Raw genomic sequence first — 15,429 nt, 5'->3', positions numbered from 1 at the left:
ATTTAGGATTTATTGTTTTGCCCCTGCTCCTGCTCCGGCGATATTCACGGTATCTCCCGGTTTCACCCGCTGGATGCCGTCCACCACGACCCTGTCGCCGGCTTTCAGTCCGCTGGTAACCAGCTGCATGGTATCTGTAACCGGCCCGGGAACAATGTCCGTAGCGCCAACTACGTTGTCTTTCGAAATAGTATATACACTGGTTTCTGACAAGTTCTGGATAATTGCTTTAGCCGGAATTGCCAGCTGGGTAGCGGGAGTGCCGTATTGCATTACGATGACGATGCTCATACCCGACTTCAGCATATTTTCCTTGTTTTCAAAAACGAGTCGTACCCGTACGGTACCGGTTTGCGGATCCACAATATTATTGATGGTTAACACTTTGCCTGCTTCGCCGTAGCGGGTGCCATCGCCAAACTGGATATAGAATTTCTGATCACCGCCTTTGCCTTGCTGAATGCGCAGGAATTCCGGCAGGCGGGCCTGTGGAACATCCATATCCGCAAACATGGGGTGTTCATTTACGATGGTGTTAATGAGGGTTTGACCGGCATTGATCACATCTCCTACCTTTATTTGTGCGATACCGATTTTGCCGGTTACCGGCGCCCGCACCACGGCATGGTTTACATCGGTACCGGCCCTTGCCACGGAAGCTTTTGCCGCGGCCACATTGGCCTGGGCGGTTAACATAGCCGTATAAGCCTGATCTACCGTTTGTTTGGAGATCGCATCATGGTCCAGGAGGGATTTATATCTTTCGTAGTCGCGTTGCCGTTGTGCCAGATCGGCTTCGGCCTGTTGCTGGGTAGCGGCTACCTGTCCGTAAGCAGCGGCATAGCGGCTTCTGTCAATATCATACAGGGGCTGGCCCTTTGTTACATTACTGCCGTCGGCCACCCGGATGGCTTCCAGGTAACCGGAAACATCCGGCTTCAGCTGCACAACATCATGGGCCATGAGGGTAGCAGGGAATTTCTCCGACACGGTATATACGGCCGGTACTACTTCTACGGCTACCACCGTTGGCTTCATCTTCCCCATCATAGCAGCCTGTTGCTGTTGCTTTTTGCTGTTGCCACAGGCCACACAGAGTATCATTCCTGCTACATAAAAGGTCCGCTTGTAATTTATTAGATACATATGAGAAATTGATTGCGAATTACGAATGCTGATACTTTATTTGATTTTGCCCATGGCTTTATCCAGTTCTGTTTTGCTGATCAGGGTGTTTAACAGGGCCTGCACATAATCTACCTGCGCCTGTTTCAGTTCACTTTCTGCGGAGATCACATCAAGACTGCTGGCTACTCCCTGTTCAAATTTGAGCACAATACGTTCATAAATGCCCTGGGTGAGTCCCATATTTGTTTTCTGGGTAACGAACCTGGACTTGTTATTAAGGTATTGCGTATTGGCGTTGGTAACTTCCAGTTTAATCTGCTGGGACAGGTAACTGAGGTCGTTCTCTGATTTCTCCAAAGTAATTTTGTTCTGCCTGATCTGGTGTATTCTTTCCGTACCAGTAAAAATGGGCCATGCGAGGGTAAGTCCGAGAGCCGAGGCGCCGAAACCGGTTTTATACAAATCCCCGAAATCTGAGGAGAAATAGTTCCAGCCATAGTTCACAAAACCATTTAATGATGGCAGGAAGCTCATCTTCTTACTTTTCAGGTTCAGTTCATTCAGGGCGATCTGGGTGGTTTGTATCCCGTATTCTACGCGGTCCTGTACCTGGTAATCAACGGTATCACTGATAAACGATTCCACGTTGAGGTCCTGCACAGTTTGTGTAAGATCTAGTTTTGCTTCCTGGGGCATGCCCATCTGGAACTTTAATAACTGGGTCGTATATACGAGTAACCGGATCTGGGTTTCAATATCGGTTACCACATTATTGTAAGACACCTGGATCCTGTCTACATCTACTCTTTCTGCCACACCTACATCATAGCGGGCCCGGGTATCTTTCAGGGTTTTCTCCAGCTGGTCCATATTGGCTTTGGAAAGGCGGATACTTTCTTCGTTGGCCAGCACGGCGTAGTAGGCTTTTGTAATAGCCACGCGGGTGTCGATCTCCGTTCTTTTATAGGATTTCTCTGCCAGGCCGCCATATACTTTTGCGGCTTTCAGCCCGAGGAAGTAGTCGCTGTTGAAGATAGTCTGGTTTACCTGTCCTGTTACAGCAGAGGCAAACCGGGTTCCAAACTGAACGGGGATTCTTACGCCGGAAGACGGGTTGGTCAGATCGGGTATCAAAGAGGTGGCCAGTTTCAGGTTATCTGTAAAGCTGGCATTGACATCTGCATGGGGGAACAGCTTCCCGGTGGCTTCCTTGATCTGTTCCTGGGAAAAATTGATATCCAGCCGGGCATTTACGACATCGTTCTGATGAGCCAGGCCGTACTGTATGCAATTCGCCAGATTAAAAGCAAAGGGTCCCTGTTGCGCTGTATCTGTTTGCCCGTAAGCTCTTGTTATCCCTGAAAGTAAAACAAAGGTGAATAGAAAAAGACGACAATGCATACGTATTACTTTGAAAGTATATGATGATTGATAAATACTTAACAACAAACAGGTAAAAAGGTTCTGTTGACGAGCCGGCTATTATACGGCTCCGGAAAAGGAACAACATGCCTAATAACTGCCGGCTAAAAGCTATTTTCGTATCTTTCGGAAAAGTTATTGTTAACTATGTCTATGTCTGTTATAAAAGAACCCAAACCGTTTCATCGTGAGTTTGAGCTGGATCGATTGATGTTTTTCAGTGATGCGGTGTTTGCCGTTGCCATTACTTTACTGATCATCGGAATAAAACTGCCTGCCCTTCCGGGGAAAATGCCTGCCAACGGTTACTGGGATTTTTTTGAGCCTACTGCTATTGAGTTTTTAACTTTCGTAGTGAGTTTTGTGTTTATTGGAAACTTCTGGGTACGGCATCTTCAATTATGCCGGTTTCTCCAAAATTACAATGAAGGATTGATTCATCGTCATCTTTTCTTTTTATTTTTTATTGTGACGTTTCCTTTTTCTACTTCTGCCTTGCTGCATACGAGTTCCCACTTTATGCTTCCTTTCTTTATCTACCTGTGCAACCTGGCGGGTTGCCTGGCGGCTTTGTTCTGGATCAGCTATTATGTATTCCAGAAAAATCCGGACCTGGCCGTTGCCGGTCATCACACGGAAAAAGAACTGTTATACCAGCGGTTTAAATACGGGTTTCTCACCATGGCAACGGGCTTTACCTGTATAGCGATGACTTATTTCCTGTATCCGGAGAATACGGCGTACCAGCGTATCAGTTATATGCTGATACCTGCGCTGGCTTTGTTTAATTATTTCCGTTTAAAGATAAAAAAACGTAATACGCTCCGCCTGGTACACAAAATGGGAGCGAACAACTGAAAAAGCGGCCTATGTTAGAACTAGACAAAAAGGAAGCACAGATAGTACAACGGGCGATTCAGTCGTGGCAGCGCGACCAGCTTATCAGCGATGAGCAGGCCGGCGAGCTGCAGAAAAGCTACAAAGTGGTGAACACCGACTGGCAAACGCTTACGCTTTATATTTTTATTGCGGCTATATCCTGTGCGCTGATGGCGTTTGGATCACTGGTCCTGGATGAGAAGTGGATAGAGATTATCCGGAAGAAGTTTTCGCTGACCGATAGCGTGATTGCCCTGGTATTTGGTGCGCTGACCATTTTTCTTTGTTATGAGGGCTGGCGGCGCAATAAACATCAGCCGCTGTTTTCGTTTAACCGGGAGCTTTTCTGGCTGCTGCCGGTTCTTAGTATAGGCGTGAGCGTGGTTTACCTGGGCAAAAGCGTTAACTACCTGGAAGGCAATTATGGCGCGTTCTGGTTGCTGGCTACGGCCTGCTACGGCGTGTTGGGCATTACGCTTCACTCCCGCCTGTTATGGATTGCCACCCTGCTTTGCCTGATCCCGGCTTATGTAAAGCTCACTTATTTCCTTACCGGCGACGCCGCTTATTTCCTGGGCATGAATCTTCCCTGCCGCATGGCCCTGCTGGGGGTGCTGCTCACAGGCGTGGCCTGGATACTCCGTCAATTTAAAGTATATGCACCCATCAAAGACATTACGTGGAGCGGAGGCTGGCTGCTGCTGCTTATTTCCGGCTGGCTGATCTCTATTTTCGGGAATTGCGGTACCTGGGATGAATGGCAGCAATTGCGGCAGGTTCACCTGTTGCAATGGGTGATCGTTTACACCGTGCTGTGTGCGGGCGTATTGCTGCTGGGTCTCAAGCTAAAAGACGACCTGTTGCGCGACCTCGGTGTTGCCTTCCTGTTGCTGGACCTGTATACCCGCTACTTTGAATATCTCTGGGACTTTACCAATAAAGGACTCTTTTTCGGCATCCTGGCGTTATCCTTCTGGTGGGTAGGGCGGCTCATTGAAAGACGGATGAAACAGGGAACTGAACGAAAATAAAAAAGGCCTGCGGCGCGATACTTCTTTCTGAAAAAATAAATGCTTCTTTCTGAAAAACCAGCGCCGCAGGCGCTCTTCTAGGCTGCTACCACCTCTCCTACGGCCATACCATACCGGCCGGTATCTTTCACACTCCAGTCGTAATTTCCTGTAATCCAGGACCGGAGCACCGACACGTACCGCAACAGTTCATAATCGGTTTCCACTCCTTTCAGGGGAAGGAGTTTTTCCAGGGTAACAAAAATGGCTACTTCTTCATTGTGCATCCGGACAGCTTCGTTAATCGCCTCCTGCAGGCTGCATTGCCGGGCGTGTTGTAATACCAGCACCAGGTTGTGCACATCGCCCTGCTTCGCTTCTTTCGTACAGGAAAACAGGTCGTTTGCCCAGCAAACAATATTGTTGCAGGCCTGGATCATGCGCTGGATCAGGGGTTGTTCGACCACTTCCCGGCTGAGATACACTTTTTCGATGATTTCTATGGCTTCAATATCCGCCAGGAGTGCGCCGGTAAAGGGCCGCATGTGCACATAATCCGCCACGGAGGGAACAATACCGGCTTCGCGGTTTTCGGCTTCCCAGATGCAGGACGTAAAATAATCGTCCATGCTGCGGATAAAACGAAGGCGCCAGGCGGGGCTGCTGATGGCGCGCATGCGCTCCCATATGCTGCTCAGGGCCGCCGGCAGCGGGCCACCGGTTTCCGGGGTTACTACCCGGTTGTGATGCAGGATGTCCATTAATCCCGCCATCATGCTTTTGAGATAGTCGGCTTTGCGGCCCATGGAGGCTTCGTCGCACTGATCATCAAGGATAAACAGCCAGGTGTTGAAATCCGCGATGATGCAAAGCTCGTGCAAAGCGGCATCAGGAAAGGCCCTGGCAGCCAGCCAGGCGAACCGGGCTTTCTCAAAGCGCCGCCAGGCCAGCTCAGAAGTGATCAGACCATAAGCTTGTACCCAGGAAACAATGTGTTGCTGGGCTTCATCTGCGTGTTGGTTAACGCCGGAAGGGAAAGGGTAACTGACAGTTGGCATTTGGATGGTTGTCATGTGTCTTTGGATTTAATAGTTAACTATGGTGGGTAATAAAATGACGTTGGCATTACCGGGAGGGAATCCCGGACGGTTGTAAAGGAGCGGGCACAGGAAAGCATCCGCTACTAAAAGCAGAAAATAAGGCAGGTAGGTGCTATCATCATTTTAATTAAAATGATCCGGTTAACAGCAAAATTGGCATAGTAAAATAAAAGTTTAATTATACAGCGCTGATCGGCGTACCCAGGTATTGTAATACCATTGGCAGTGCACGATGAAACCAGATGGTAAATGCAGCCGGTTCTTTTTTCATTAATTCCAGTATCTCACCGGGAGACAGGTAGCGGTAATCACACACTTCGGATGCTTCGGGAAATATGTTGCCGTTATAGGTACCCAGCAATACATGATCAAATTCGTGTTCGGTTAACCCGTTGTCAAAACCGGTTCTGTAAGTAAAAGAAAAAATCTCCTGCAGATCGCAATCGAAACCCATTTCTTCCCGTAAACGCCGGTGCGCGGCAGCAGCAGTATCTTCACCTGGATACGGGTGGCTACAACAGGCGTTGGTCCATAGTCCGGCAGAATGATATTTCTCCAGTGCCCTGCGCTGCAATAAAATCTCGCCTGCATCATTGATGATAAATACAGAAAAAGCGCGATGAAGTAATCCTTTCTCGTGGGCTTCCATCTTCTCCATCGTCCCAATAGCCTCATCCTGTTCGTTCACTAATATTACGTCCGGTGATTTCATAGACTGTCAAAGATATTTGATTTACGCTTCCGGCAGATAAAAAATAGGACAAAGAATCAAAAAACTATGCTTAAACAAATAATAATTGGTTGAGTGGTTAACAGCAATACTTTAACGGTTACTTAGATAAATATAATATAAATTTTCCGGACTTTTGCAATATTAACAACCACAAAAAAATGGCAGAAGACTTACAAATCATTAGAGGAAATAAAGCGGAGCAATACACTTCTCTTCTCCCCCAGATAAAAGGATTACTGGACGGGGAAACCGACCTGGTGGCCAATATGGCCAATGTAGCCGCTGCGCTGAAAGAGCAGTTTGGATGGCTTTGGGTAGGTTTTTACCTGGTAAAAGAAGATGAACTGGTACTCGGTCCCTTTCAGGGCCCGGTAGCGTGTACCCGTATCCGTAAGAACCGGGGTGTTTGCGGCAGCAGCTGGGCACAGGCCCAAACACTGATTGTACCTGATGTGGAAGCATTTCCCGGGCACATTGCCTGCAGCAGCTTATCGAAATCTGAGATCGTGGTACCGCTGATCCGTAACGGCGAAGTAACTGCGATACTGGATGCAGACAGTGAGCATCTTTCTCATTTTGATGTTACTGACCAGCAATACCTGGAAGAAATTGTGGCACTGATTGTGTGATAGCAAAGCGGATTTTCGTATCATCGCTTTATTGAGAGACCATTATTATGCTTTTTTTCAGAAAAAAAAATACCGAAACAACGCCGCCTGCAGACCTGCTGGCGTTCATGGCTACAGATATCCACTCCCACCTGGTGCCGGGAGTGGATGATGGTGTACCTGACGTGGCTACGTCGTTACATTTTATTGAACAGCTGCAGGCGATGGGGATCCGGAAAATTATCACTACCCCGCATATTATGATGGACCGGTACCCAAATTCCGCCGGTACATTAACCAATCCATATCAACAGGTACAACAGGAGTTGCTCCGGAAAAACAGTCCCCTTCCTTTTCACTTTGCTGCAGAATACTATCTGGATGAACAGTTTGTGCCGCTGATGCAGCAACCTTTGCTAACCATCTCCGGGAACAGGGTGCTGGTGGAAATATCGTTTATGTCGGCTCCGCCGCAACTGGCGCAATGGCTGTTTGATATACAGGCCGCCGGCTATCAGCCCGTACTGGCCCACCCCGAGAGATATGGCTACTATCACGCAAACATACCGCAGTACGAACAACTGAAACAACAGGGCTGCCTGTTGCAGCTTAACCTGCTGTCGCTCACGGGTTATTACGGAAAACATGTACAGCAAGCCGCTGAAAAGCTGATGGCGGCTGGTTTATTTGATCTTATCGGTACCGATCTTCATCATGAAAAACACCTCCGTGCCATTGCCGGCATAGCCAAAAATACGAAGCTCCGCAAGGCATTGGAAGCCTATCCCTTTGGCAACGCCGCATTATAATATCATTGGATCAGCATGACCGTACCGGTTTGCTTTCTCGCCTGTTGCTTGCTATCAGTATACAAAAGTACCCACACATAAGCGGCCGCCGGTAACATTTTCCCTTTGAAAAGGCCATCCCATGCGCCATCCGGGCTATTGGTACTGAAAACTGTTTGTCCCCAGCGGGTATATACTTCCAGCTTGTAGTCAGTTACATCGTCGTGTACTTTTGCACGGAACAGGTCATTCTGACCGTCGCCGTTGGGGGAGAATGCGGTGGGAACGAAAACGGCGCACTGGCGGATGTTTTTATCAACATCTGCAGATCCTTTCACCTCACAGTCGTTTTTATCTTTTACCTGAAAATAATACCTGCCTTTGTCAAGGTGTCCAAGTATACTGTCCATCTGCCATTCAGTGCCTTCCAAACGATACGCATAGGGCTGGGTGCCACCGTTTGCCTGTAAAAAGATCCTGCCATCAGTTGTTTCGCTGCAACTGGCTGCTTTCGTGGTAACGCTCAACAGTTGCAGTTTCGGTGGTTCTTTCAAATCTATTTTTTCATACGGATCTTCACATCCCTGTTCATCCTTTACCATCACGCGGTAAGTACCGGGATGCAGCTGATTAAATGCAGGTGTGTAACTCGGTTGCGTATCGTCATTTAAATAATAACGGTAAGGAGGAATCCCGCCGCTGGTTGTGAGCGCAATTCCATTTTCGTTATCCCCGTTACATTTTGAGATGATGATGTTTACAACGCTTTTCAGATCCGTTTCTTTAATGATCACATCTACAGTAACCGAAGCGCCATTAAGCGCAGTAACGGTCAACTTATAAGTGCCGGCAGACAAGCCACTGACATGAGAGGTCGTTTGCCCGCCAGGCATCCATAAATAGGTGACCGGATTATGGGCACTGAGCAGCTTCACGGATGCTTCGCCGGTACTGGCATTTTTACAGGTGGTGGTAGTGGTTACTGATACCTGTGGCACCTCGCGGATAGTAGGAGAGAAATTATCCACCAATACAGCCGCATAACTTCTCTCTTTACATTTAAATATTGAATTAGGTCCGAAAATGATCTGCCGGTAATCTTTTTTAGGCGTAAAAACCGGAGCGTAACGTCTCCAGGTGGTGTGATTAAAATTACCGGATTCCCAGAGCAGTTCGGGTTGTTCGCCGGGATTACATCCATAAATAGCGAAAGAGCCATTACAAATATCTCTCGTATAAAATGTGGTAGAAGCAAGGTCTACTGAAAGCGTATATGTTTTGCCTGCTTTTAGCGGACTGCGAAGATTTTGTCCAAAAAGTTCCTGCCAATCATTTGTAAGCACTGCGCCAATATAAAAATCTCCGGCTGACGCAGGAAAAGAAAAACCGGCAATTCCCGGTTGCTGATCCGGCGATTGGCTTATCACCAGCCAGGGCTTGGGTAAACGTCCTGACACCGTTACTTTTCCTTCCAATGAGGGATTATCTATTACAATATCCTGTGCAGCAGTATCAAAGGCGGATGTTAAAAAAAGGGAAAGGAAAGTTGCCACACAAACAACTTTCCTTAACAAGCCATTGCTTATTAAAGAAGCGTCTGCACGGGCTTTCAATAATGCGATATGCACTATACAGGATATGGTCTTCATAGATAATACTAATTTCAAAAACAGGATACTGATCACATGTACATTCTCCCGGTTGAGGGAATAACGGTTGAAAAGTATTTATATTATCCACCATGACTAATGTAACGAATACTTCATTGATATCCGTGCAGTTTTTTTCCAGCGTACACAGTGGTATAAGGATTCAGCATAAAAACAGGATTAATCACCTACCACTGTTAGTGGTGGTACCACATCGCCCTGTGCAATAACGGTATTTCTCATTATAACGGCACCCTGGCCTATCAGTGCGCCATTACCAATAACAGCGCCTCCGCCTATATAGGCATTACCTGCAATATGAACATAGTCACCTATCACCGCGTCGTGATCCACAACAGCCCCGGCATTGATGATGGAATGATTTCCAATAATGCTGTTGGCCTGCACTACCGCCTTGGCCAGTACAACACTGCCTTCACCCACCACCGCATTGCCGGCTACATAAGCAGCCGGATGCACTAAAGCGGTAAAACGATGCGATACCTTTTCAGATAAATGCCGCCGGACTTCGTTATTACCAATTCCCAATACAAGGGGCACCTCCGGAAAAAGTGAAGGCTGATATGCCTGTACCCGGGAGCTTTCACCTGTTGCCTGATCCGTGAACATTACGGGAACGGATCCGCCTGACAACATGACCAGATCAGCCAGTACATTTGCATGGCCACCAGCACCATAAATAAGACACGACTCCATTGTTAAACAGTTTTATGCATCAGTTTTGATTTTGCAACAATGTACACCAGCACCAGCGGCAAACATACCACTAAGATATTTACCATCAGGTTAGTGGCATTGCCGATTACAAAAAAATTCACCAGCAACTGGGCCGCTGCATATAAAGACGTTACTACCAGGTGTGGTATTTTTCTTTCATTAGCCAGTATCTGGTAAAAATGCAAACGGTGTGCTTTAAAAATATTCTGGCGTAATGACAACCGGTGAATGATCGTTAAGATAGTATCCACCCCATATACAGAAAGGAACAAGAGATACTTCCAGTCGCCGGTAGTAAATATCAGTTTCAGCAACATGGTAACGATCCAGAAGGCAATGGTAACGCTTCCTACATCGCCGGCGAAACATGCTGCTTTTTTTCTGAAATTAAAGAACAGAAACACAACACATGCCAATGCCGGTAACCAGATAAGATCTTCACTGATAAAAGCCTGTTGCCGGATATTTACATACTGCATCGCCGCCAGTACTACCAGGCTGTATAAGCCAGTGATACCATTGATGCCGTCCATAAAGTTATAGGCATTAATAATACCTATAACAAGGATATACAACAGGATCACCATAAAAATATTTACGTTGGCGAATACCTGCAGGTAGTACAGCATCATGGTTACGGCGGCCACCTGGAATATCATCCGGACGCGGTTAGGAAGGCTGTAGATATCATCCAGGAAACTAACGGTACCAATAATCAGCATACCCAGTACGGGCAGCCAGTATTCATCAAAGTGCCAAACCAGCGCTGCCAGGGCGGCAACAACAAAGATGATTCCACCACCCCGGATAGTAAGGGTGGTATGGGAACTGCGTTCGTTGGGTTTGTCGATAATGTTATAATGCGCGGCTATTTTAAAATATACTTTAATAGTAAGAAAGAAAACCAGCGCTAAAACAAGGTAGATCATACAACAAATCGTATTTTTTCTGCAACCGGCGATGGCCTCCAGTTAAGCGAGGATTTCGCCCTGGCGTCATCAAAAGTCAGCGTTGCTGTTATTTTTTTTAATTTATCCGTATTAATAGGAAATCTGTCTCCCATTACATCTCCGGCTAGAGCCAGCAGTTTTGCCAGCGGAAGCGGAATTGTCAGCGGAGCTTTTTTACCCAGGCCTTCGGCTATTTTATATTCCAGCTCCCTGAAGGAAGGATGCCGGCTATCGGTCAGATTATAGATACCTCCCCTTTGCGCAACTGCAGGTATAACCATTGCCACATCGTATGCCCATACCATGCTTTTGCGGGCATCTGCCTTGCCGATGCTCAGGTACCGACCGGTACGGATGCCATTTATCATTGCCTGAAGGTTGCCGGGAGGAGTGGGTCCGGCTATCAGCGGCAGCCGTAATATGCCCAGTTTAACATTGTTAACGGCCGCCCATTCCTGCAGGTATTCTTCTGCCATAATTTTACTCTTTGCATACGGACTGGTGCCGTCCAACGGATCATCCTCGCTGATAAGCACTCCTTCTTCTTTCCCATAAACTGCCACCGTACTGATAAAAATAAAGGACCGGGGAACTTTACCTTCCTGTTGCAGCGACTGACACAAGTTTACTGTTCCACGATAATTTACCTGGAAGAAGCTTTCCTTTTCCTCTTCCGTTTTTGGCACGCTATGGGCCTTCCCTGCACAATGAATTACACAATCAACATCAGGCAGACCGGTAATCAGTTCCTTTGAAAAATCGGCGGTCAGATGCCCGCCGTTTGCTACAGCAGGTCCTCTTCCCACAGTGGTAATGAGGTGCTGCGAAGAAAGAACCTCGTATATCACCTTTCCAAGAAAACCGGATGCCCCGGTCAATAGAATATCAGTTTTCACTCATTGTCAGTTTTACATACTTATCCAAAATGATGTCCTGTGCATAATTATTAACTGCCAGGGCTCTTGCATTCTTACCTTTCTGTGTAAGCTGTGCTACATCAGTAACGGATAATCCATTGAAAAAATCAAGCAGGGCCGCTGATTCAGACACATCAAAAGTCCAACCTACATTGTGTTCATTTATCATGAGTGAAATCTCGCTGTTGGCATTGCCAATAAACAATATGGGCTTGCCTGCAGCCAGAATGTTATATGACTTCGACGGTACTCCCAATCCTGCCATTCCTTCCTGTAAAGACACAATACCGACATCAGTTGCGTTCAGAAACTCCTGCTGTTTGCTCCTGGAGAAAGAATCCAGCATAGATACGTTACTCAATTGATGCTTTGCTATAAACTGCAGCATTTCCTTTTTTACGGCGCCTTCGCCTATAAATATAAAATGCAGCAACGGATTCCGGATATCTTTGATGATATGACATAATTCCATTAACCCCTGTACCCTGCCCAGGTTACCGGCAAACTGGAAAATGATTTTATCGGCAACACCCAGTTTCCTGATGACAGGGTTTTCATCTTTCGCTGTTGGAGCAATAGATACCGTATCCGCCCAATTCTCCACAATCTTTATATCAGGTTGCTTTTTGTACCCCTGCAATTTGGATTCAAACACCGCTTTCATATCCCTGCCGAGCACAAAAAGTACCGCCATATTACTATAAGCCTTGTTAAAAACTGATTTCAACAAACGATATGGCAAGCTTCCCGGCTTCATTATTTTTGCCGCCACCAGGTTTTCCGGAAACACGTCGTGTACAATGGTAAAGCACTTCAGGGATTTCCATCTGCACACCCATGTTACCAGTGGCACTACGGGAGCGGGATTGGTTACGATCAGCACGTTGTCACCTCTACCGGCTTTTCTCCATAATTTATACGTTAACTGGATACTTAGCAATGCCATCCGCAACGCACGCTGCAACAATTTATCTTTATTCAGCCCGGGCGTTTTCACCCGCGTAATTGTTATGTTAGCGTTAAGTGCTTCCGTGGCTACCAGGTTTGATTTCTGATAGGCCGCCGGCCCGCATATAACATGTACTTCCGTATCCCTGGCAAAATGCTCGCTGATCTTTGTCATGATATACGCAGTGGAAGTTTCTTCCGGGAAAAACAACTCAGTAACTACCCATAATTTCCGTTTGTCTTTTTTCATTAGTCGTTTATTTTCCAGACAGTCCTTCTCACATAATCCACATAAGAAATAATGATTCTGACTACTTTATCGGAAACATTTGGCATGGAATAGTCGCTTACCTCCCTGAAGTTCCTGCGATCACCCCGTTCCTGGTATTCAAGCTGTTGAAGACCCTGCAATATCCTTTCCGGATTCAGTCCTACCATCATAACAGACGCCTCTTCCATAGCTTCCGGTCTTTCGTGCGCTTCGCGCAGGTTCAGCGCGGGGAAATTAAGGATGGAAGATTCTTCAGAGATAGTGCCGCTATCCGACAATACCGCTTTGGCCTGCATTTGTAAGGAGATATAATCACTGAGACCGTATGGTTTCATGAGTTTTACCAGGGGGTTAAACGTCACTCCTTTTGCCTCTATCATTTTGCGGGTGCGCGGGTGCGCGCTTACAATCACCGGCACATTAAATACTTCTGCAATGCTGTTCAGGGAAGTTACCAGGTGGTTAAAGTTGCGTTCCGAATTGATATTCTCCTCGCGGTGTGCAGACACCACGAAATATTGGCCCGGCTGCAGCTTTAATTCCTCCAGGATGGTAGCGGCTTTTATCTTCGGCATGTAGTGATGCAGCACCTCATACATCGGACTGCCTGTTTTAATGATACGGTCTGCCGGCAGCCCTTCCCTTAGTAAATATTCCCTGGCAATATCTGAATAGGTTAAATTGATATCACTGATATGATCCACTATTTTCCGGTTTGTTTCCTCGGGTACCCGCTGGTCGAAGCACCGGTTACCTGCTTCCATGTGGAAGATCGGGATCTTTCTCTTTTTTGCGGGTATAGCGCATAAACAACTGTTCGTATCTCCCAGTACGAGGAAGGCGTCTGGTTGTATGGTTTCCAGTAGAGGATCGATTTTAATCAGGATCTGCCCGATGGTTTCGGTGGCTGTTTTCCCCGCGGCTTCCAGGAAATGATCCGGCTTCCGCAAACCAAGATCTTCAAAGAAAATCTGGTTCAGTTCATAGTCGTAGTTCTGACCGGTATGCACTAAAATATGCTCAATTGCTGCCGATTCATCCAGCTTCGCCAATACCCTTGATAAGCGTATGATCTCAGGTCTGGTGCCTACTACCGTTAATACTTTTAATTTCTTCGTAACCGTGCTCATAAAAATTATATGATTAATTAGTTGCTATACCGTTTCAAAATAAGTATCGGGGTCCTGTTGATCAAAGAATTCATTGATCCAGAATACTGTGTACAGTTCTTCTGTACCAGTATTTTTAATATTGTGTGTATACCAAACGGGCATATCTACATAGGAAGGCGTATCTCCATCCAGTTCGAAATCCAGCACTTCATCTGTATTATATTTCCTCAGCTGGATAAGCGCCTTCCCTTTAATCACCAGGAAACGTTCTATTTTCCTGGTATGAAAGTGATTCCCCCTGGTGATTCCCGGGTGTGTGGTAGAGAAAGACACCTGCCCTCCTACTTCGAGGCGGATCATTTCCACAAATACACCACGGTTATCTGCGTGTTTTTTGAGGGGGAAAGGAAAATAGTTTTTATGGTCTATATAACTACGGAATGTATTAAACAGCTGGATGGTGAATTGGTCCTTCATTTCGGGGAAAACACCTTGTTCCAGGTATAACTCCCTGAAGGTATTCAGTTTTGCCAGAATTTCAGACACATATATTTCACTGGTGGGCGCTACTTCATATACGCCGTCGTTGTTGCCGGTTTCCACTGCATGGATGATGGCCGTAGCCAGTTCATCTACATAAATCAGTTTCAGAAAACCATCCTGATCTATTTTGGGTATTTGATTATTACAGAGCTGATGGCAGAAGGTAGCCACCACGGAATTATAAAACGGTTTCCCAAATGGCCCGAATACATTGGGGATTACCATCCCGGTAAATTTGGCTCCGCTGGTAGCAGCCCATTGCTGTAATAATTCGCGGCCGGCTTTCTTTGATTTTCCATAAAGATTATCCCGTTCTTCCTGAGTGGAAGAAGAAAAGATGACATGCGGTTTATTGCCTGTTTTCTTTAATGCATTTACCAGTTGCTGTGCGAGACCCAGATTGGTATCATGGATCACCTGCTGATCCGGATGCCGGTTCAGGCCGGCGAGATGAACGATAACGTCACATTGCCCTGCCCAGTTTTCCAGGGCTTCGGCGGTATCAAAGAAGGATCTGTTGAACGGCACCAATGTAAATGTTTCCTTTAACAGCGAACACCTGTTAAACAAATAAGATCCCACAAATCCATTCTGTCCGGTAATACCAATTTTTTTCATTTATAAACTACTTGA

General features: G+C 46.6%; 15 protein-coding genes. 4 read left to right on the top strand and 11 right to left on the bottom strand.

The window, feature by feature from the left end:
- Positions 1 to 9 precede the first annotated feature (9 nt).
- Both QFZ48_RS22490 and QFZ48_RS22485 read right to left on the bottom strand, forming a co-directional pair.
- The gene (locus QFZ48_RS22490; RefSeq protein WP_429063707.1) at positions 10 to 1,146 is read right to left on the bottom strand and encodes an efflux RND transporter periplasmic adaptor subunit; all 1,137 of its coding nucleotides are present in this window, start codon (positions 1,144 to 1,146) and stop codon (positions 10 to 12) included.
- A gap of 36 nt (positions 1,147 to 1,182) precedes the next feature.
- Positions 1,183 to 2,529: a TolC family protein gene (locus QFZ48_RS22485; RefSeq protein WP_429063705.1), complete on the bottom strand. Its 1,347-nt coding sequence runs from the start codon at positions 2,527 to 2,529 to the stop codon at positions 1,183 to 1,185.
- 174 nt (positions 2,530 to 2,703) lie between these two features.
- Between QFZ48_RS22485 and QFZ48_RS22480 the strand changes: the two genes are divergently transcribed.
- Positions 2,704 to 3,408: a TMEM175 family protein gene (locus QFZ48_RS22480; RefSeq protein ID WP_429049505.1), complete on the top strand. Its 705-nt coding sequence runs from the start codon at positions 2,704 to 2,706 to the stop codon at positions 3,406 to 3,408.
- Positions 3,409 to 3,419: 11 nt separating this feature from the next.
- Complete coding sequence (locus QFZ48_RS22475) at positions 3,420 to 4,460, top strand: hypothetical protein (RefSeq protein WP_429049508.1); 1,041 nt, start codon at positions 3,420 to 3,422, stop codon at positions 4,458 to 4,460.
- Positions 4,461 to 4,537: 77 nt separating this feature from the next.
- Here QFZ48_RS22475 and QFZ48_RS22470 read toward each other — a convergent pair whose 3' ends face one another.
- Positions 4,538 to 5,512 carry a terpene synthase family protein gene (locus tag QFZ48_RS22470; RefSeq protein ID WP_429049511.1) on the bottom strand — a complete coding sequence of 325 codons (975 nt, stop codon included), beginning with the start codon at positions 5,510 to 5,512 and terminating at the stop codon, positions 4,538 to 4,540.
- A gap of 205 nt (positions 5,513 to 5,717) precedes the next feature.
- Positions 5,718 to 6,251, bottom strand: a complete 534-nt coding sequence (gene idi / locus QFZ48_RS22465) for an isopentenyl-diphosphate Delta-isomerase (protein WP_429049512.1) — start codon at positions 6,249 to 6,251, stop codon at positions 5,718 to 5,720.
- 179 nt (positions 6,252 to 6,430) lie between these two features.
- On the opposite strand from idi, the gene QFZ48_RS22460 reads away from it, so the two are divergent.
- Together QFZ48_RS22460 and QFZ48_RS22455 are read left to right on the top strand one after the other, a co-directional pair.
- A complete protein-coding gene (locus QFZ48_RS22460) occupies positions 6,431 to 6,901 on the top strand; it encodes a GAF domain-containing protein (RefSeq protein WP_429049514.1) in 471 nt (156 codons plus the stop codon).
- Positions 6,902 to 6,948: 47 nt separating this feature from the next.
- Positions 6,949 to 7,689: a tyrosine-protein phosphatase gene (locus tag QFZ48_RS22455; RefSeq protein ID WP_429049516.1), complete on the top strand. Its 741-nt coding sequence runs from the start codon at positions 6,949 to 6,951 to the stop codon at positions 7,687 to 7,689.
- A gap of 2 nt (positions 7,690 to 7,691) precedes the next feature.
- On the opposite strand, the gene QFZ48_RS22450 is transcribed toward QFZ48_RS22455, so the two are convergent.
- From QFZ48_RS22450 to QFZ48_RS22420, 7 genes are all read right to left on the bottom strand, one after another.
- A complete protein-coding gene (locus QFZ48_RS22450; RefSeq protein WP_429049518.1) occupies positions 7,692 to 9,317 on the bottom strand; it encodes a gliding motility-associated C-terminal domain-containing protein in 1,626 nt (541 codons plus the stop codon).
- A gap of 180 nt (positions 9,318 to 9,497) precedes the next feature.
- The gene (locus QFZ48_RS22445; protein WP_429049521.1) at positions 9,498 to 10,034 is read right to left on the bottom strand and encodes a hypothetical protein; all 537 of its coding nucleotides are present in this window, start codon (positions 10,032 to 10,034) and stop codon (positions 9,498 to 9,500) included.
- A gap of 2 nt (positions 10,035 to 10,036) precedes the next feature.
- Positions 10,037 to 10,984 carry an MraY family glycosyltransferase gene (locus tag QFZ48_RS22440; RefSeq protein ID WP_429049524.1) on the bottom strand — a complete coding sequence of 316 codons (948 nt, stop codon included), beginning with the start codon at positions 10,982 to 10,984 and terminating at the stop codon, positions 10,037 to 10,039.
- Positions 10,981 to 11,901 (bottom strand): NAD-dependent epimerase/dehydratase family protein, encoded by a 921-nt coding sequence (locus QFZ48_RS22435; protein ID WP_429049526.1) that lies wholly within the window; start codon positions 11,899 to 11,901, stop codon positions 10,981 to 10,983. The genes QFZ48_RS22440 and QFZ48_RS22435 overlap by 4 nt, the downstream gene beginning before the upstream one ends.
- Positions 11,891 to 13,120: a glycosyltransferase family 4 protein gene (locus QFZ48_RS22430; protein WP_429049527.1), complete on the bottom strand. Its 1,230-nt coding sequence runs from the start codon at positions 13,118 to 13,120 to the stop codon at positions 11,891 to 11,893. The genes QFZ48_RS22435 and QFZ48_RS22430 overlap by 11 nt, the downstream gene beginning before the upstream one ends.
- Positions 13,120 to 14,271 carry a non-hydrolyzing UDP-N-acetylglucosamine 2-epimerase gene (gene wecB / locus QFZ48_RS22425; RefSeq protein WP_370907417.1) on the bottom strand — a complete coding sequence of 384 codons (1,152 nt, stop codon included), beginning with the start codon at positions 14,269 to 14,271 and terminating at the stop codon, positions 13,120 to 13,122. The genes QFZ48_RS22430 and wecB overlap by 1 nt, the downstream gene beginning before the upstream one ends.
- A 24-nt stretch (positions 14,272 to 14,295) precedes the next feature.
- Positions 14,296 to 15,414 (bottom strand): NAD-dependent epimerase/dehydratase family protein, encoded by a 1,119-nt coding sequence (locus tag QFZ48_RS22420; RefSeq protein ID WP_429049532.1) that lies wholly within the window; start codon positions 15,412 to 15,414, stop codon positions 14,296 to 14,298.
- Positions 15,415 to 15,429 lie beyond the last annotated feature (15 nt).

Origin of the sequence: Chitinophaga sp. W2I13, assembly GCF_050434005.1 — a bacterium.
Classification (GTDB): domain Bacteria; phylum Bacteroidota; class Bacteroidia; order Chitinophagales; family Chitinophagaceae; genus Chitinophaga.
This window is presented reverse-complemented; position numbering and strand designations above follow the sequence as displayed.